At 49.7% G+C, this 18,690-nt stretch carries 19 protein-coding genes; 2 read left to right on the top strand and 17 right to left on the bottom strand.

All coding sequences use genetic code 11. The features are described 5' to 3' along the window. Positions 1-22: 22 nt before the first annotated feature. From tdh to P6910_RS05900, 5 genes are all read right to left on the bottom strand, one after another. On the bottom strand, positions 23-1,048 hold the full coding sequence (gene tdh / locus P6910_RS05920) for an L-threonine 3-dehydrogenase (protein WP_317145358.1): 1,026 nt from the start codon (positions 1,046-1,048) through the stop codon (positions 23-25). A 34-nt stretch (positions 1,049-1,082) separates the two neighbouring features. Then, complete coding sequence (locus P6910_RS05915; protein WP_317145357.1) at positions 1,083-2,282, bottom strand: glycine C-acetyltransferase; 1,200 nt, start codon at positions 2,280-2,282, stop codon at positions 1,083-1,085. A gap of 308 nt (positions 2,283-2,590) precedes the next feature. Continuing rightward, positions 2,591-4,210 (bottom strand): sulfate adenylyltransferase subunit CysN, encoded by a 1,620-nt coding sequence (gene cysN, locus P6910_RS05910; RefSeq protein ID WP_317145356.1) that lies wholly within the window; start codon positions 4,208-4,210, stop codon positions 2,591-2,593. Beyond that, positions 4,210-5,166 (bottom strand): sulfate adenylyltransferase subunit CysD, encoded by a 957-nt coding sequence (gene cysD, locus P6910_RS05905; protein ID WP_317145355.1) that lies wholly within the window; start codon positions 5,164-5,166, stop codon positions 4,210-4,212. Before cysD ends, cysN begins: the two co-directional genes overlap by 1 nt. Before the next feature lie 151 nt (positions 5,167-5,317). Further along, the gene (locus P6910_RS05900; protein WP_317145354.1) at positions 5,318-6,079 is read right to left on the bottom strand and encodes a Nif3-like dinuclear metal center hexameric protein; all 762 of its coding nucleotides are present in this window, start codon (positions 6,077-6,079) and stop codon (positions 5,318-5,320) included. A 191-nt stretch (positions 6,080-6,270) separates the two neighbouring features. Here P6910_RS05900 and P6910_RS05895 point away from each other — a divergent pair, with 191 nt between their 5' ends. Next, the gene (locus P6910_RS05895) at positions 6,271-7,398 is read left to right on the top strand and encodes a S1C family serine protease (RefSeq protein ID WP_317145353.1); all 1,128 of its coding nucleotides are present in this window, start codon (positions 6,271-6,273) and stop codon (positions 7,396-7,398) included. A 214-nt stretch (positions 7,399-7,612) separates the two neighbouring features. Here P6910_RS05895 and P6910_RS05890 read toward each other — a convergent pair whose 3' ends face one another. From P6910_RS05890 to P6910_RS05835, 12 genes are all read right to left on the bottom strand, one after another. Then, entirely contained in the window at positions 7,613-8,188 is a 576-nt protein-coding gene (locus P6910_RS05890) for a hypothetical protein (protein WP_317145352.1), read from the bottom strand. 50 nt (positions 8,189-8,238) lie between these two features. Next, positions 8,239-9,009, bottom strand: coding sequence for a hypothetical protein (locus P6910_RS05885; protein WP_317145351.1), 771 nt, complete (start codon positions 9,007-9,009; stop codon positions 8,239-8,241). A 313-nt stretch (positions 9,010-9,322) separates the two neighbouring features. Next, positions 9,323-9,961 carry a VTT domain-containing protein gene (locus P6910_RS05880; protein WP_317145350.1) on the bottom strand — a complete coding sequence of 213 codons (639 nt, stop codon included), beginning with the start codon at positions 9,959-9,961 and terminating at the stop codon, positions 9,323-9,325. A gap of 70 nt (positions 9,962-10,031) precedes the next feature. Then, positions 10,032-11,336, bottom strand: a complete 1,305-nt coding sequence (gene hisD, locus P6910_RS05875; protein ID WP_317145349.1) for a histidinol dehydrogenase — start codon at positions 11,334-11,336, stop codon at positions 10,032-10,034. A gap of 78 nt (positions 11,337-11,414) precedes the next feature. Beyond that, the gene (gene hisG, locus P6910_RS05870; RefSeq protein WP_317145348.1) at positions 11,415-12,059 is read right to left on the bottom strand and encodes an ATP phosphoribosyltransferase; all 645 of its coding nucleotides are present in this window, start codon (positions 12,057-12,059) and stop codon (positions 11,415-11,417) included. Between the two features lie 194 nt (positions 12,060-12,253). After that, entirely contained in the window at positions 12,254-13,516 is a 1,263-nt protein-coding gene (gene murA, locus P6910_RS05865) for a UDP-N-acetylglucosamine 1-carboxyvinyltransferase (protein ID WP_317146511.1), read from the bottom strand. 25 nt (positions 13,517-13,541) lie between these two features. Further along, entirely contained in the window at positions 13,542-13,781 is a 240-nt protein-coding gene (locus tag P6910_RS05860) for a BolA family protein (RefSeq protein WP_317145347.1), read from the bottom strand. Positions 13,782-14,025: 244 nt separating this feature from the next. Beyond that, the gene (locus tag P6910_RS05855; protein ID WP_317145346.1) at positions 14,026-14,346 is read right to left on the bottom strand and encodes a lipid asymmetry maintenance protein MlaB; all 321 of its coding nucleotides are present in this window, start codon (positions 14,344-14,346) and stop codon (positions 14,026-14,028) included. 41 nt (positions 14,347-14,387) lie between these two features. Next, entirely contained in the window at positions 14,388-15,059 is a 672-nt protein-coding gene (locus P6910_RS05850; protein WP_317145345.1) for an ABC transporter substrate-binding protein, read from the bottom strand. A 47-nt stretch (positions 15,060-15,106) separates the two neighbouring features. Next, positions 15,107-15,568 (bottom strand): outer membrane lipid asymmetry maintenance protein MlaD, encoded by a 462-nt coding sequence (gene mlaD, locus P6910_RS05845; RefSeq protein ID WP_317145344.1) that lies wholly within the window; start codon positions 15,566-15,568, stop codon positions 15,107-15,109. A gap of 1 nt (position 15,569) precedes the next feature. Continuing rightward, positions 15,570-16,364 (bottom strand): lipid asymmetry maintenance ABC transporter permease subunit MlaE, encoded by a 795-nt coding sequence (mlaE, locus tag P6910_RS05840; protein ID WP_317145343.1) that lies wholly within the window; start codon positions 16,362-16,364, stop codon positions 15,570-15,572. Then, positions 16,361-17,176: an ATP-binding cassette domain-containing protein gene (locus tag P6910_RS05835; protein WP_317145342.1), complete on the bottom strand. Its 816-nt coding sequence runs from the start codon at positions 17,174-17,176 to the stop codon at positions 16,361-16,363. The genes mlaE and P6910_RS05835 overlap by 4 nt, the downstream gene beginning before the upstream one ends. A 393-nt stretch (positions 17,177-17,569) precedes the next feature. Between P6910_RS05835 and P6910_RS05830 the strand changes: the two genes are divergently transcribed. Then, complete coding sequence (locus tag P6910_RS05830; protein WP_317145341.1) at positions 17,570-18,520, top strand: calcium/sodium antiporter; 951 nt, start codon at positions 17,570-17,572, stop codon at positions 18,518-18,520. The last annotated feature ends 170 nt before the right edge of the window (positions 18,521-18,690 follow it).

The raw sequence follows: 18,690 nt of genomic DNA, 5'->3' as shown, positions 1-18,690 counted from the left end.
GACAGGTCGATGTTAGAGGTGGTCAACTCCAGTCAAGAATCACTTTGCCGGACTGGCCGGACCCCATGATTTCAAAACCTTTCTGGAAATCATCCACGGGCATCCGGTGAGTAATCACCGGGGAAATATCCAGACCGGACTGGAGCATACTGGTCATTTTATACCAGGTTTCGTACATCTCACGGCCATAAATACCCTTGATGACCAGACCCTTGAAGATCACCTGATTCCAGTCAATGGTAGTATCGCTGGAAGGAATCCCAAGCAGGGATACCTTACCGCCGTAGTTCATGCTTTCCAGCATCTGTTGGAAAGCACGACCATTACCAGACATTTCCAGACCTACGTCAAAGCCTTCTACCATGTTCAGTTCTGCCATGACCTCTTTCAGATCTTCAGTGGCGACGTTAACGGCGCGGGTAGCCCCCATTTTACGGGCCAGATCGAGACGGTATTCGTTTACGTCAGTAATGACGACGTTACGAGCACCGACATGTTTGCAGATAGCAACAGCCATAATGCCGATAGGGCCAGCACCGGTGATCAATACATCTTCACCCACCAGATCAAACGACAGAGCTGTGTGCACAGCATTACCAAAGGGATCGAAGATGGAGGCCAGATCATCACTAATGTCATCGGGAATCGGGAAAGCATTAGTCGCTGGTATACAAAGGTACTCTGCGAAAGCTCCTTCTCGATTGACACCCACACCAACCGTGAAATTACAAAGGTGGCGACGGCCGGCGCGGCAATTACGGCAGTGGCCACAGGTAATATGACCTTCGCCGGACACACGCTGACCTATTTCAAAGCCACGCACGCCTTCGCCCATTTCCACAATTTCACCAATGAACTCGTGCCCTACATGCATCCCGACAGGAATGGTTTTTTGAGACCATTCATCCCAGTTATAGATGTGCATGTCGGTTCCACAGATCGCTGTTTTGCGAATCTTGATCAGAACATCGTTGTAGCCAGGTTCCGGCCTGGGCTTGTCGGCCAGCCAGATGCCTTTTTCTGCTTTCAGTTTTGCCAGGGTTTTCATGTCAGGTTCCTATTCACTCAGCTCTACAGGCCCTTCAAGAGATAACGCCCAGCTCACGGCCCACTTTAGCAAAGGCTGCAATGACTCTATCCATATGCTCCTGGTTATGAGCAGCTGACATCTGGGTGCGAATTCGGGCTGCGCCCCTGGGAACAACGGGGAAAGAGAATCCTACTACATAGATTCCCTCTTTCAGCATTCGTTCCGCAAACTCGGCCGCCAAAGAAGCATCGCCCAGCATGACGGGAATGATCGCATGTCCATTACCTGCCAGGGTAAAACCCAGCTTTTCCATCTCTGTGCGGAAGTAATTCGAGTTGTGACGCAGCTTCTCACGCAGCTCACCACCCGATTCCAGCATATCCAGAACCTTGATAGAAGCGCTGGCAATGGTTGGGCTCAGGGTGTTGGAGAACAGGTAAGGACGGGAGCGGTTGCGCAGCCAGTCGATGACTTCAGGGCTGCGGGCAGAGGTATAACCACCGGAAGCACCACCCAAAGCCTTGCCGAGAGTACCGGTAATAATGTCAACACGATCCATTACACCACAGTATTCATGGGTACCACGGCCATTTTCACCGACAAAACCTACGGCATGGGAATCGTCCACCATCACCATTGCATCGTACTTGTCAGCCAGATCGCAGACACCTTCGAGGTTGGCAATCACGCCATCCATGGAGAACACACCGTCCGTTGCGATCAGCTTGTAACGCGCACCTGCGTCTGTGGCTTCTTTCAATTTGGCTTCCAGGTCTGCCATGTCGTTATTGGCGTAGCGGAAACGCCTGGCCTTGCACAGACGCACACCATCGATGATGCTGGCATGATTCAGAGAATCACTGATGATAGCGTCTTCAGGGCCCAGCAGGGTCTCAAACAAACCGGCGTTAGCGTCAAAGCAGGAGGAATACAGAATAGTGTCATTCATGCCCAGGAAGTCGGAAATGCGCTTTTCCAATTCCTTGTGTACATTCTGGGTACCACAGATAAAGCGTACGGAAGCCATACCATAGCCATATTTGTCCAGTGCCTGCCTGCCTGCGTCTATCAGCTCGGGGGAGTTGGCCAATCCGAGATAGTTATTGGCACAAAAGTTAATCACCTCTTCACCCGTATTAACAGTGATATCAGCCTGCTGCTGGGAGGTAATCACTCGCTCGCTTTTGTACAAACCTTCTTTTTTAAGGTCTTCCAGCTGCTCACGCAGTCCAGCATAAAAGTCGGCTTTCATTTCGGCTCCAGAAATCAAAGAATATGAGGGGCTGGCCGGAACAGGCAGTTGATGCACTCTTCTCAGTCAGACTCTGAGGGAAGTAGTCCCAATTCAACCTCCAAACATATCTCAGGCTGAATAAAGTGCCAATTCCCCATTGTAGAAGAGTTGCAATAGTGAATCAGGGTGTCGAGACTCTGTACCAGCATTTGTACGTATTTAAGCCCTCATCCTGAACTGGAAAAGAGAGATAAATGATCAGACAGAGTCTTGGAGGGAGGGAAAAAAGGCTATCACAAAGGAAAAACTGCGATAGCCCGTCTCAGTTACAAAGACAGAGAATTGACGAGAGCCGACAGACTGTCTGACTCATTAACATTGTGTAAAACCTCAACCTGCAGGTCTTTCAGTTCAGTCCTGGCCACCAGAACCACCAGACCCGCCTGAAGCAGGGCTTCCGTTTTCTGAACCCAGTGTTGATCCTGATGATCGACGACAATCGGTAAAAGCCCGCCATCAAACAAATGACGCTCTACTTTCTGCAGATAACCTTCAGAACCATCAACCATAACCAGAGCGGCCCCCTGACCCAGTCGATTCGCCCTGTCGCTGGCCAGAACCTTATCTGCGGTACCATCCTCGTTAGCAGCAGATTCAACCATGCCTGCGGCAATGGTTGCATTGCTCAAGCGATCAATAACAATAAAAGCGCCGGTTTGACGGTTATCCTCATAGCGATCAAAAACAACAGGTTGTGTGAGCACCAGCTGGCAGGAGCCTATCTCATTCAGAGCCAGTTGATCGGCCTCCTGTTGTTTCAGGGTATTGATATCCACCCTGTGATTAATGGCTGTGAAACTTCCTGTTACTTTGGTGGTGGCAAATTTGATCAGGTACTGGCGTCCGGGCTTCATGGCCTGCTCCGCCATCCAGACGACGCTGGCATTCAGATGCGAAGAGACCGAAATATCATCCCGGGCGTGCACCAGCATATCACCGCGACTGATATCGATCTCGTCTTCCAGCGTCAGGGTCACAGCCTGACCCGCAAAACCTTTTTCCAGATCGCCGTCGTAGGTCACCACTCGTGCGACAGAACTTTCCAATCCGGAGGGTAATACCTTTACTCTGTCGCCGGGCTTAACCACACCGGAAGCGATAGTGCCTGCATAACCCCGGAAATCGAGGTCGGGTCGGCTCACATATTGAACCGGAAGACGGAAGTCATCGAGGTTACGGTCATTCGCCACCTCAACGCTTTCCATCACTTCCATCAGAGTCTGCCCGGTATACCAGTCAGCTTTGTCACTGCGATGAACAACGTTGTCTCCGTCCAGAGCCGATACAGGGACAAAACGAACGTCCCCCAGGTTCAGTGATTCCGAGAAGTCCAGGTACTGATTACGAATTTCCTCAAAACGTGCCTGACTGAAACCCACCAGATCCATCTTGTTGATCGCTACTACCAGGTGTTTGATACCCAGCAGGCTGGCAATGTAGGTATGACGACGGGTTTGTGTCAGCACCCCCTGGCGGGCATCCACCAGAATAATGGCCAGATCACAGGTGGAAGCTCCGGTGGCCATATTTCGGGTGTATTGTTCGTGACCCGGAGTATCAGCAATGATGTACTTCCGGTTTTCTGTAGAGAAGTAGCGGTAGGCCACATCAATAGTGATACCCTGCTCCCGCTCAGCCTGCAAACCATCCACCAGCAGAGCCAGATCAACTTTTTCGCCCTGGGTTCCTACACGCTTGCTGTCGTTCTCAACAGAAGCCAGCTGATCTTCATAGATCATGCTGGTGTCATGTAAAAGTCGGCCAATCAGGGTGCTTTTACCGTCGTCGACACTGCCACAGGTCAGGAAACGCAGAATCTCTTTCTGCTCGTGCCTGCGGAGATATTCCTGAATATCCGAAGCAATCAGATCAGACTGATGAGACATTAGAAATACCCCTCTTGTTTTTTCTTCTCCATTGATCCGGCACTGTCATGGTCAATAACCCGCCCCTGACGTTCAGAGGTTTTGGTGAGCAGCATTTCCTGAATGACATCAGGCAGAGTGTCAGCTTCTGACTCAACGGCTCCCGTCAATGGGTAGCAGCCCAGTGTACGGAAGCGGACTTTCCTCATCACTGGCTTCTCACCGGGTTCCAGAGGCATACGTTCATCGTCAACCATAATCAGATTGCCATCACGTTCTACCACCGGGCGTTCTTTGGAAAGATAAAGAGGAACTATGGGAATATTTTCGCGATAGATGTACTGCCAGATATCCAGCTCGGTCCAGTTGGACAGAGGGAAGACCCGAATGCTTTCGCCCTTTTCTACTTCACTGTTGTAGATATTCCAGAGTTCCGGCCGCTGGTTCTTGGGATCCCAGCGATGGTGCCTGTCACGGAAAGAGTAAACCCGCTCTTTCGCCCGTGACTTTTCTTCATCACGACGAGCCCCACCGAACGCAGCATCAAAACCGTATTTGTCCAGAGCCTGTTTCAAGGCCTGGGTTTTCATGATATCAGTGTGTTTGGCGCTGCCGTGGGAAAAGGGGCCAACACCCTGCTCAACGCCGTCCTGATTGATATGCACAATCAACTCAAGACCCAGGTCATCGACCAACTGGTCACGGAACTGAATCATTTCCTTGAATTTCCATGTGGTATCCACATGCATGAGCGGAAAAGGCGGTTTACCCGGGTAAAAGGCTTTCATGGCAAGATGCAGCATTACCGCTGAATCCTTACCAATGGAATAGAGCATAACCGGGTTATCAAACTCGGCAGCAACTTCCCTGATAATCTGGATGCTTTCTGCTTCGAGCTGCTTCAAATGATTGAGGCGCTCTCCAGAAAGCTTGATAGCACGTTCTTTGGTGCTCTCCTGAGTGGCTGTGTCAGACATGAATGCTAGACCCGAAGCTGGCTAAGAATTGTTCTTAGTTCGAATACTAGCAGCATCAATGGAATATAAAACAAAAAAATTATACCAATAATTTATAACATTATATTAACCCTGAAACGCCATAAACTATCGGTCTGGTCTGATCAGAAGATCAAACGGGAGAGTCAATATCGACAAAGGTATGTTCAATACCCTGCTTTTCTTTCAGCCATTCACCTAAAGCCATGACACCGTAGCGCTCAGTAGCGTGGTGTCCGGCGCTGATGTAGTGAATGCCATTCTCGCGGGCAAAGTGAACGGTGGATTCGGAGATTTCACCACTCACAAAAGCATCTACCTTCAGATCCAGGGCCAGATCAATCATGCGCTGGGCAGCACCAGTACACCAGGCCAAAGTTTTGATCTCATGGTCACCGCCCGCAATCAGCAGGGGCTTACGACCCAGTTTTTCTTCAATCTGCTTGCCCAGAACTTCCAGAGAAACAGGCGCCTCAGGCCTTCCCCAACTGCCTACCGAGCGAGCTTTTCCAGGCTCCATGCCACCTTCTGTCTTCCAGCCGAGGAGTCTGGCTAGCTGAGCATTGTTACCCAGTTCCTGATGCCCATCCAGCGGCAGGTGATAGCCGATCAAACTGATGTTGTGCTTGAGAAGTGTTTCAATCCGGCGCTTCTTCATGCCGACAATAGCAGAATCTTCACCCTTCCAGAAGTAGCCGTGGTGAACCAGAATAGCGTCGGCTTTGAGCTCAACGGCTTTATCAATCAGGGCCTGACAAGCCGTCACACCGGTCACAAGACGTTTAATCTGTTCACTCCCTTCGACCTGAAGACCATTGGGGCAGTAATCTTTGAATAGCCCCGGTTGTAGTTCATCCTCGAGAATCTTCACCAGCTGCTTCGGCGTGATGCTCATTTTTCACTCCACTGTTTATTGAATCCGAACCTGTCACGTCATGGTCATGACCAGCTTCCCACAAGTTCGGGGGCTATCTATCAGCCACAAAATACAGGTATATTAAGGAATTATACTGCTGGCTTTCGGGTTTCAATAATTTTTATTTCCAGCACCAAAAGTCTCGGCCCACAATCATTGACAAGCACATCATGAAAAAACTCCTCAACCAGCTCATCTATCCCGCCCTGTCAGGCCTGATTGTCGCCTTGCTGGTGATGCTGCTTGCTCCGAAATGGCTGGGCCTGCCTCATTTGAGTTTCAATGATGTGCTCAGCAAAGGCGAACAACTGTTGGGCATTGGCGAGGTTTCCTACAGCTCGGCAGTCAAGGAAGCAGCACCTGCCGTGGTTAACATTGCTACCGCTACACTGATCAATGAATCCAGCCGCTCCAGAATGCCGAAAAGTCCCTTCACAGAAAACAACCTTGGCAGAGCCAAGGTAGAAACCAGTCTCGGCTCCGGAGTCATTATCAGCCCTGACGGCTACCTGCTGACTAATAATCACGTTATTGAAGGCGCTGACCGTATTGTGGCTGTGCTGAAAGATGGCAGGGAAGAATCCGCAACCATTGTCGGTAGGGACCCAGAGACGGATCTGGCGGTACTGAAAATTGATTTAAACGATTTACCCAGCCTGGATCTGGCCGACTCTGGCCAGACTGAGGTGGGAGACGTCGTTCTGGCAATAGGTAACCCCTTTGGACTGGGGCAAACAGTCACCATGGGGATTATCAGCGCTACTGGCAGGAATGACCTTAGTCTCAATACTTATGAAGATTTTATTCAAACCGACGCCGCCATCAACGTGGGTAACTCGGGGGGCGCCCTGATCAACGCCCGTGGTGAATTAGTGGGCATTAACACGCTGCTGTTTTCCAGAGGAGGAGGTAATGAAGGCGTTGGCTTTGCGATCCCCTCCAGCATGGCTCGATTTGTCACTCAATCCATTATCAAATACGGTCGTGTTGTGCGGGGCTGGCTGGGCATAGAATCACAACCGCTCACCAGTAGACTGGCGCAAGCGTACGGTGTTGAAAGCAACGTTGGCATTTTGATTTCGGGTGTCTACGACAATGGTCCTGCAGATTTGGCCGGTCTGAGACGTGGAGACATTCTGACAGCCATCAACAACATAAGCACCAATGATGGCAGGAAGGTCATGAATATGGTGGCTCAGGAACCACCAGGGAGTGAAGTCACCTTACAGATTCTGCGTAACAACCAACCCTTTGAAATGAAGGCGGTTGTCGCGACCCGACCGAATATGGTCAACTGATTCGGGTTTAAGTACTCAACCATACGAAATCATATTTTCTGACTTATTGTTCAGGCACTCGCGGCAACTGCTCCTGCGTTGCTCTAGCTCCTGCATCCATGCAGTCGTGCTGCGTTGCAACTCTGGTCACATAGCTTGCTATGTTCCCGTCGTTGCGCCTTGCAGAGCACCTGCCCAATAAGCCAGAAATATTCGATTCCGTATGGCTGAGTACTTATGGCATTAAACCCAGCAATAAAAAGGAACCAAAAAAACCAGAAAAAAAACTCACAGTATGACCCAGCACCCACCAAAGCCATTCCCTGTAATTGGTATTGTGACGTTTCAATAATTCCGGGGTTACAGGCCGGAGTCTGGACAGATCTTCTAACAGCACACGGTTAAACAGCTTGCCGTCAGGACTCTCAAAGCGATCCTCCTTCGTCACTTCTATCTCGATGATCAAAGCCTGCTTTTTATACCCTCTGCCGAGCTTGTAATGACTCCAAATCAGCCTGCCATCTGATTTTTTTCGGAGATTTATTCCGAAACCTTCAAACTCGCTCAGATGTTCCAGCGAAAAAAACTGTTCCACAAAAACATCGTGATAATACTCACAGCTCAAATCGCATGATGTGGAAAACCAAAGCCACTTTTCATAAGAAGTGGCCTTTTCAGCAGTCACACACACTTTTTTTCCAGAAACGTGACAAACGGCCTCTGTTTCAGAAGACCCCAGAGCCCAACTATTGAGACAGATTAAAATCAGACACGCACTTCCAAACAGTGGCCGCAGAACAGTCCTACACATACTTGCCTCTCCTTTAGAATCTGCGTCGCAGTAACCGCAGTACTTCAGGCTCAGAATACCAGCCCAGAAAACGCCGACAGGCGTACCACGGCACGGGCTCTAAGGTAGGCAGCGAAATATAAGATTACTGAAGCAGTTCCTACATTAGCAACAACAAAGGCCCCTACATTATCGGCAAATGTGTCAGTCACTTCATCATCTGGATCATAAGGGTAATCTTTTAGATCTCTTCTGAATCTTGCAATTGGCAATTCACTGACAGAGACGCATTGGTTGCCCGCACCTCTCAGGCAAACCAGCTGGTTGTTAAGGTCAAAGATTGGTGAGCCCTGAGGTATTGAGAACTCTGAGGAAATAATAAATTTCGACTTACTTCGAGCTTCACCAAGAGCGAGAGTAACTGGCTGCTGAACCAGCTGTTGTTTTTCATTAACATTGTACGTAAATGCTTGCTCTGGAACTAATAAAGCATCATTAAAGACGGGATAACTCCCTGGCCTGAAGACATTCAGCAGCATACTGTTTTCAAGGGATTTAATCGGCTGTTCAGCGATGTACCCTACTGAATCGCCTGATAATGTTAAAGTTTCAATCAGTCCATAATTTGAGCGTTCCCTTGCCTTTTGCGCGCATGCTGGCGAAGTAGCCATTAAATCTTTCGATACCAGCACCCCACGACAAGGCAGAGAACCTGTTTCAGGAGAAAATTCTACAATGGCTCCCGCAACAGGAAGGAGGTTAGCATTGACAACCGCACCCCATGAAGGCGACGTAAATAGAAGGCTGAAGCCAATTATTTTACGTGGATCGATGATCATCATTAAAACCTTGACATGATGCCAGGAGGCTGACAGGCATGATGAGTATTGGAGGCGTGAGTATAGAACCGAAAAACAGTGTCTTCCAACTCTTCTCCAGTAGTTTTCTCAAGTATGACTTACCACATGACCCTCCCAGACGTATTGATGAGTTGCAGGAATCTATCGAAAACGGACGAATTCAGATTAAGTCGTTGCAGAAGAATAGCTCTATGCAATTTCGCGTTGATGCAGGCGTGTAGAAAGTACCAACTGTATTCAATCGAGAGTAACAAACATAGCAGCTACTGAGAAAACTCATCTGATAATCCTCCGATTATATTGTCTTTGCCTGTTTTACCGCCCGACTCAACAGACAGAACAACCCTGCGCCAGACAGGACGATCAACAGCATAACCAACCAGCTTGACTGAGACGCTGATACTTCGCCGTTCATCAGGGAAACAATGTCGTAGGCTTTGAGACCCAGCCAGATGGAGAAAAGCGTCCTGGGCAACATGCCGAAGAACCCACCCAGCAGGAAAACCGAAAACGGAACTTTCATGGCAGGTATTAACAGATTCATTAGTGCAAAAGGCAAAACGGGTGAAAGCCTGACCAGAAACATCAGGCTCCAAGCACTGGCATTCAGGGTTTCCAGTGCTTTTTTGACGCGTGGGCTGTTTCGAATGGTATGTATCAGGTGTCCACCATCCAGAAGTGCGCCCGCACAATAGCCCATTACTGAAGCCATCAGATAAGCTGACAACATATAGGGAATGGCATCCCAGCCAAGAAAAAACCCGGCTACCAGTGCCACAAAAGTGCTGGGCGTCAGAGCCAAAGCCATGGTCACAGCACTCAATAGAAAGAAAGGCAACCACTGCCCAACACTAAGGGCAGAAAGATCAGCCTGATACCGGATTAACAGTGAAGCCGCCCAGGAACTGAACAGCAGTGGTGTACAGCTGAGCATAAGCGCAGCTATAACAGACTTTCTGTTTTTCCTGAAGAGAGATAACAACGACACACCAGAAGTCGATGCTTCATTTCTTGATACGGTATTCTGCTGAACGGGCATGAGCTGTCAGGGATTCTCCTCGCGCCATTATAGAAGCCACTTTACCCATTTCTGACGCCCCTTCGGGTGAAAAGTGAATCAGTGAAGAGCGCTTCTGGAAATCGTAAACCCCAAGCGGGGAGGAAAACCTGGCCGTGCCGGATGTAGGCAATACATGATTAGGACCGGCACAATAATCACCCAGGGCTTCGGCCGTATAACGCCCCATAAAAATAGCACCGGCATGACGGATATCAGACAACAAAGCCTGAGGATCTTCTACTGACAACTCCAGGTGTTCGGGAGCTATTCGGTTGGTGACGTCACAGGCGGCTTTCATATCCGGAACATGGATCATAATGCCTCGGTTATTCACCGACTCTGCAATGATGTTCCTGCGCTCCATGTCAGGCAACAATCGACGCATACTTGCTACAACCTGATCAAGAAAAGCCTGATCCGGAGACACCAGAATCGACTGAGCGTCTTCATCGTGCTCGGCCTGAGAAAACAGATCCATGGCTATCCAGTCCGGATCTGTGTGACCATCGCATACGATCAGGATTTCAGATGGACCTGCAATCATATCGATACCCACCTGACCAAACACCTCACGCTTGGCGGTGGCGACATAGATATTGCCAGGGCCAACGATCTTGTCGACGCCGGGAACGGTTTCTGTACCGTAGGCAAGAGCGGCCACGGCCTGGGCTCCACCTATGGTGAATACTTTTTTGACGCCAGCAACAGCGGCAGCGGCAAGCACCATGTCATTGACTACACCATCCGGTGTGGGCACCACCATAATAATTTCTTTTACGCCAGCAACATGAGCCGGAATGGCATTCATCATTACGGATGAAGGGTAGGCAGCCTTACCTCCGGGCACATAGAGACCTACGCGATCCATAGGCAACACCTGTTGTCCAAGCACGGTTCCGTCCTCTTCCTGGTAAGTCCAGGAAGATTGCACCTGACGCTCGTGATAGCTTCTGATTCTGCTGGCCGCTGTTTGCAGAGCCTGCCTCTGCTCCTGCGGGATGGTTTCCAGTGCTTTCTGAAGTTGCTCTTCCCCCAGAGTAAGATCTGCCATACCGGCAACAGAAAGGCGATCAAAACGACGGGTAAACTCTACCAGAGCCTCGTCACCACGGGAGCGCACTTCAGCGATGATATGCTTAACACGATGCTGAATCTCTTCATCAGAGACACCACCCCAAGCCAGCAGACGATCCAGCTGCTCATTGAAATCCCGGTTTTCGTAGCTCAGTTGTACAGGATTCACCGTCATCGTATTACTCCGTCGCACTTTTTATCATGAAAACCTTCCATCCCGAATTGGAACAAAAACGCTCTTCCGTCAAAGCAGTTAATGGGTTTGGGCCTCTACTGCAGCTCGCAACTGCTGAATCAGTGCATTAATGGCTTCAAACTTCACTTTCATGGAAGCCTTGTTCACCACCAGCCTGGAGGAGACCTGAGTGATCAATTCTCTTGGTTCCAGCCCATTGGCTCTCAGGGTATTACCGGTATCCACGACATCAACAATGATATCTGCCAGACCCACCAGTGGCGCCAGCTCCATGGAACCGTAGAGTTTGATAACATCGGCCTGACGCCCCTGGGATGCATAGAAGCGTCTGGCAACATTCACAAACTTGGTCGCTACTTTGACCCGACCAGTTGTCGGCTCTTCATGCCCGGTTTTACCAGCAGTCATCAGTTTGCATTGAGCAATTTGCAGGTCCAAAGGCTCATAAAGCTCGGTCGATCCATGTTCCAGCAACACATCTTTTCCTGCCACACCGACATCCGCAGCGCCGTACTCAACGTAGGTGGGCACGTCACTGGCTCTGACAATCAACAGATTGACGTCTGGATGAGTAGTAGAAATAATCAGCTTCCTGCTCTTGGCAGGGTCTTCAGCTAATTCAATACCCGCCGCCTTGAGAAGAGGCAGTGTATCTTTGAGTATGCGCCCTTTGGAAAGCGCTATTGTGATCTGACTGGACATCCGGGACAGGCTTCCTTTGCTTTAAGTGGCGTAGTTTACACCAAACAGAAGATAACGTGGGTGTCATACACCCGTGCCGACTGAGGATTTTTATACTTTTATGAGAGAGAAAGATTCAGAACTGATCTAAGAGGCTCAGCAGGGGCAAGCTGGAAGCTTGCCCCTGCTTAATAGCTGCAATTTACAGAAAGCTATCAGGCAGGTACACGCTGAATTTTCGCACCGAGCTGCTGAAGCTTCTCTTCAATACACTCATAACCACGATCAATGTGATAGATGCGTTCCACAACCGTGTCACCTTCAGCAATCAGGCCCGCAATCACCAGACTGGCTGATGCCCTCAGATCAGTCGCCATAACCGGTGCCGCCTTCAGCGAGTCAACCCCTTTAATCACAACGGTGTTGCCTTCTACCTTCACGTCAGCTCCCATTCGCTTCATTTCCTGAATGTGCATGAAGCGGTTTTCGAAGACGGTTTCTGTGATGCTGCCTACGCCATCAGAAATCAGATTCAACGCCGTAAACTGGGCCTGAATATCGGTAGGCATGGCAGGGTAGGGAGCCGTCTTAAGATCAATCGCTTCCGGACGCTTACCTTTCATGTCCAGCTCAATCCAATCCTCACCCCATTCAACGGAAGCACCCGCTTCACGCAGTTTAATCAGAATCGCATCCAGCAGATCAGGCTGAGTGTCCTTGAGGCGAACGCGGCCTCCGGTCGCAGCCGCCGCGATCAGATAAGTACCGGTTTCAATTCGATCAGGCAGAACGGAATAGGTGCACCCTTTCAGGCGCTCAACACCCTGAACACGTACAACATCGGTACCAGCACCTTCAATTCTGGCACCCATGGTTTTCAGACATTCTGCCAAATCAACCACTTCCGGCTCACGGGCAGCATTCTCGATAATGGTTTCACCGTCGGCCAGACAGGCTGCCATAAGAATGTTTTCAGTTCCGGTTACGGTCACGGTATCCATGAAGATACGGGCACCTTTCAGACGATCCCTGACGCTGGCCTTGATGTAACCATCTTCAACCACAATATCAGCACCCATAGCCTGCAGGCCACGAATATGCAGATCCACTGGTCGACTGCCGATGGCACAACCGCCGGGCAAAGAGACTTCTGCACGACCGAACCGGGCCAGCAGAGGTCCCAGAACCAGAATGGAAGCCCGCATGGTTTTTACCAGTTCGTAGGGCGCTTTCAGTTGCTTGATGGTGCTGGCATGAACTTCAACGTTCATACGTTCATCGACCATCAGATCGACACCCATGCAGCCAAACAGCTCAAACATGGTAGTGATATCGTGTAAATGAGGAAGGTTGCAGACAGTAACAGGATCATCCGCCAGCAGGGTGGCTGCCAGAATAGGCAGTGCAGAGTTCTTGGCACCGGAAATACGGATTTCGCCATCCAGACGCGTACCACCAGTGATAATCAGTTTATCCATCATAGTTTCACCTGTGATTCGCTGGTTAGGCCTGACGCTGCGCTTCTGAAGGTGTCTGGGTGATCATGGTCACCGCATGAATGGCACCACTGGCGATCAGTTCATTGAGGTGTTTGTACACCATCTGCTGACGTTTGATAGGCAGGGCCCCTTCAAACTGGTCACTGATAATGGTCAGCCGAAGGTCACACCCTTCTCCTTCTACCAGAACCTCTGAACCCGGGAAACTCTCTTCCAGCAGCGCCTTCACTTCGGTGGCTTGCATGCATTCACCTCTCAAAACAGTCATGAGCCGGAAAGGCCGTCTCACGCCTTAAAAGCATAAGCACAAAAACACCACCCAACAGCGGTATTTTCATGAAAAAAATAACAACCACTCAACAAGCCCGCACTCTATGTACGTGCTTGCGGGCAAATCGATAAATCATATCGGACATTGACTGCACTGACCAGTCCCGGAAGGGGGCTGGTAGCGAATAAACAGGGAAAGGGGCGTTACTTGCGTTTAATCAGGAAGCAGTAGGACAGGTGCTTTCCTGCAGAATCGAAGCTATTCCACAGACTTTCGCCAGGGCAGCAAGCTCCACCGGTATATCAGAAAGGCAGAGATGGCCACCCTTACTCTGAGCCAGCCTGATCCAGGACAGGCAAACAGACAGGGTTGAGCTATCCCCTTTAAGCAGTTGCCCAAGACTGACTCTCAAGACGCCTCCGGGAGCTACGTCTTCTTCCAACAGCTTACGCCCCTCACTCTCCACCTCGACAGCATTATCAAAATTGACAATCCCGTTAAGAGAAAACTGTCCTGGTGCCAATCGTTCAAGCTGCATGATTTCGATTCCTGAATGCTCATAGCAAAAAATGGACAAAATTACTTCTTACTGCTGCCGTCCGCTGAAGCCGACATGATGGCAGCCCAGTTATCTATTACATAAGATACTTTCTTGTGCTTTTTCATAGCGTCTGCAAACTGACTCTGGAATTGCTTGGCAATATTGATCCCTTCGATTGTCACGTTACGCAGCTTCCAGCGACCATCAACATGCACCATTGAGTAAAAGATCTCGACCGTGTTGGTGCTGGTACGAACCTTCATCCTGACGGGTATACGACTGGTTTGACCTTCCTGATATTTTTTCAGCAACTCAGGTGAGGTTTTATCCACACTCTCAATAACCAGACTAGTGTCGTCCAGAGACAACAGCGCCTTGCCATAGAAACGGATTAAACTGCCCTTGAATACCGATTCAAACTTCTCAACCTGTTCAGGACTGCGGTGAGCGTACTTGCCCATGACATAGCGGGCTATCTGGTCAAAAGCCACCACAGGGGATAAAAGACGATCGACTTCCTTAAAAAAACCTTCAGGATCTTTCTGGTACTGCTTCTTGTTATTATTAAAAGTATCCAGCAACTCGGAAGTAATCTTCCTGACTTCCATTTCCGGGGGCTGCAAAACAGGTGCAGCATAAGATACACCCACCACCATCAGGCAGACCAGGGCCATCGTGAACTGTTGAACAGACTTTACCATTTTCATCATTGATTTTATCATCCTCTACAGGCTTTCTATGTTGGAATTAATAGCCTTTAGTCCTTGTCGACTGAACCCAGAAGGAATTTGCCTATCAACTCTTCCAGAATAACAGCTGACTGGGTATCCTCGAAGCGACCACCGGGCTTGATGTAGTCTGTATCTCCACCGATGCTGATACCAATATATTTCTCCCCCAACAGTCCTGCTGTCACGATAGAGGCAGTGCTGTCGACAGGAATGTTATCTATATCAGAATCGATTTCCATCTCAACCTTTGCCATATAGGTCTGTTTGTCGAGTTCTACCTTGGTGACCCTGCCAATGATGACGCCGGCCAGGGCTACTTTGGATCTTGGCTTGAGGGCTCCTGTGTTATCAAACATGGCAGTCACGGTATAGGATTGCTTGCTGCTTTCCAATGAAAGACCACTGACTTTTAGCGCCAGTACAACCAATGCCAGCATCCCGGCCAACATGAAACCGCCGACACTTATCTCTACCGTTCTCATCCGCATCTTAGAGTTCTCCAAACATGACAGCGGTCAAAATGAAATCCAGCCCCAGAATGGCCAGCGAAGAATAAACAACAGTCCTTGTTGTGGCCCTGCTGACCCCCTCTGAAGTGGGAATGGCATCATACCCCTGGAATACCGCTATCCAGGTCACGACAAAACCAAATACAAGGCTTTTGATCAGCCCATTCCCTATGTCCGCCGTCAGGCTGACCGAAGCCTGCATAGTGGCCCAGAAAGAACCTTCATAAATACCCAGCCAATCCACGCCGACCATCACAGCTCCCAGTATACCGACCAGACTGAAAATGGCAGCCAGCAATGGCATGGAGATCACTCCTGCCCAGAATCGAGGCGCAATGACGCGCTTGAGTGGATCAACCCCGATCATTTCCATACTGGACAGTTGTTCTGTGGTTTTCATCAAACCTATTTCAGCCGTCAGAGCAGAACCTGCTCGTCCAGCAAACAACAGAGCTGTAACTACCGGCCCGAGCTCTCTCAAAAGGCTGAGAGCCACCATCTGCCCCACGGCATCTTCTGAGCCGTATCGTATCAGTATGTTGTAGCCCTGCAAGGCCAGCACCATGCCAATAAACAGCCCTGACACAGTAACAATAATCAGCGACATGACGCCGACACTGTATAGCTGCTGAATCAATAAGGAGAATCGGTTACTGAAACCGGCTCGAGAGAAAATAGCCAATACCAGAAAAATGCCTGCCCGACCAATAGACTGAATCTGATCCAACCCAAAACGGCCGAGCTGCGACAGTCTGTCAAGAATACCTGTGCTCATCCACCCCCCCCACCCAGCAATACTTCTTTATAATCCGGTGCCGGATAATGGAATGGCACGGGACCATCAGATAGTCCATTCATAAACTGTTTAACCCGGGAATCATTGGAACTCATAAGCCGGTCCGGCTCACCCTGACCAATAACTTCACCGTCGGCTATCAGGTAGAGGTAGTCGGAGATTGACGCTGTCTCATGAAGATCGTGTGATACCACAATACTGGTAATATTCAGTGCTTCGTTCAACATTCTGATCAGTTTTACCAGCACACCCATAGCTATAGGATCCTGCCCTACAAAGGGCTCGTCGTACATCACCATAGCCGGATCCAGTGCAATGGCTCTAGCCAGTGCCACACGACGGTTCATTCCACCGGACAGTTCTGCCGGCATCAACGACCAGGCACCCCTTAGCCCCACCGCCTCCAGCTTCATAAAGACAATGTCCCGAATCATCGGCTCAGCCAGTCTGGTATGAATACGCAAAGGGAAGGCAACATTTTCAAATACCGACAAATCAGTAAAGAGCGCACCGCTCTGAAAAAGCATACCCATTTTACGACGGGTACGAAACAACTCTTCACGGGAGAGCAAATCAAGATTCTGGCCATCCACAAAGATCTGTCCGGAGTCAGGACGAAGCTGACGTCCGATCAAACGTAATAACGTTGTTTTACCTGTACCCGATGGCCCCATAATACCCACCACCTTTCCTCTGGGAATGGCGATATCAACATTCTTGAAAATCGTTCGATCGCCTCGATGAAACGTCAAACCACGGACATCTATAAAGTTATCACTTGCCTTTGTCATTGGAAGGCCATTCCTTGTCTATGTATGGACTGCGCTCAGTAGTAACCGCCATCCTCTGGTAGCTAACCACCGACCTGCATCTCATTATGGCGACTTTCAGCTACCTTTTGAACTACGAGAACGTATCCTTATCAGTATCACTGCATCCAAACAGCTTCTTTACCGGCTTTTTACTATCTTTTCACTATCAACAGACTTAGACTGAGCGCTTTTAACTAGAGTCCGGACTGGCTCAACAATGCTATGTGAGCCGATCCGTCCCGAGAATGACAGCTTCCTTTCTGATAAAGGTTTCTTCACAAAATAATGACTGAATAAAATCATCTTGACGCTTCCAAGGTAAAAAAAAGTATCTCAGCCAATCATCCTGAATTAGAGAAGAGAATTTATCCTATGCTCATTGCCCTTGCTGCCATTCTGGTCGGTTTCATTATCCTGACCTGGAGTGCAGACCGTTTTGTTGCCGGTGCCGCCGCTACGGCCAGCAATCTGAACGTGTCAAGAATGTTAATCGGCCTGACAGTGGTCTCTATAGGCACCTCTGCACCTGAAATCCTGGTCTCTCTGTCTGCTGCACTGCAGGGATTCCCAGGACTGGCCGTGGGCAATGCCATGGGTTCAAACATCGCCAACATCGGCCTGGTTCTGGGTGTTACTGCCCTGATAGCCCCCCTGCCTGTTAAAGCGGCTCTGACAAAGAGAGAAATCCCCCTTCTGTTAGTGATAACGATTATTTCCGGTCTCTGCATTGCCAATGGTTATCTGGGCCGAATAGATGGTTTGATTCTGCTGGCAGGCCTCTTCATTACCCTTTACCTGATGATTCGCTGGCAGAAACAACACCCGGATGAGCCAGCGGTGGAAGATGAAGACATTCCAGAAATGTCCTCAGCAAAAGCCTGGTTTATGCTGGGTTCTGGTCTTTTACTCTTGCTGGGCAGCTCACAGCTACTGGTATGGGGGGCTACCGAGATTGCTCAGGCCATGGGCATCAGCGACCTTGTGATCGGATTGACGATTGTTGCCATTGGCACCAGCCTGCCAGAACTGGCCGCTTCCATCAGCAGCGCTCTGAAAGGCCATCATGATATTGCCCTGGGCAATGTGATCGGCTCAAACACGTTTAACCTTCTGGCAGTTCTCTCCATGCCCGGACTGGTAGCTCCCGGAGCACTGGATCAGGCAGTTATCCTGCGGGATTATCCCGTTATGCTGGGCATGACAACATTGCTGACCCTGATCTGCCTGATTGGCAGGAAACCTCGACATTTAGGCAGAGTGACAGGTATTGCGCTGCTCTCAATATACTTACTCTATGGTGCCTGGCTATTCATTCAGCACTGACTGTCTCTGGCAGGACTGAACAGTCAGTTCTGCCTACCCAGTTTGCTCCATCGTAGCCCAGTGAGTCCGATAAGGTCTATAGTATCGGGATCAGGAGGAACTGATCATAGTGCACAGGTTTTGATGCAGCAATTCCGAACTGTTACTGTGGCGAAAGGCACTATAGAATA

Source organism: Endozoicomonas sp. 8E (assembly GCF_032883915.1).
In the GTDB taxonomy this organism is placed as follows: Bacteria; Pseudomonadota; Gammaproteobacteria; order Pseudomonadales; family Endozoicomonadaceae; genus Endozoicomonas_A.
This window is presented reverse-complemented; position numbering and strand designations above follow the sequence as displayed.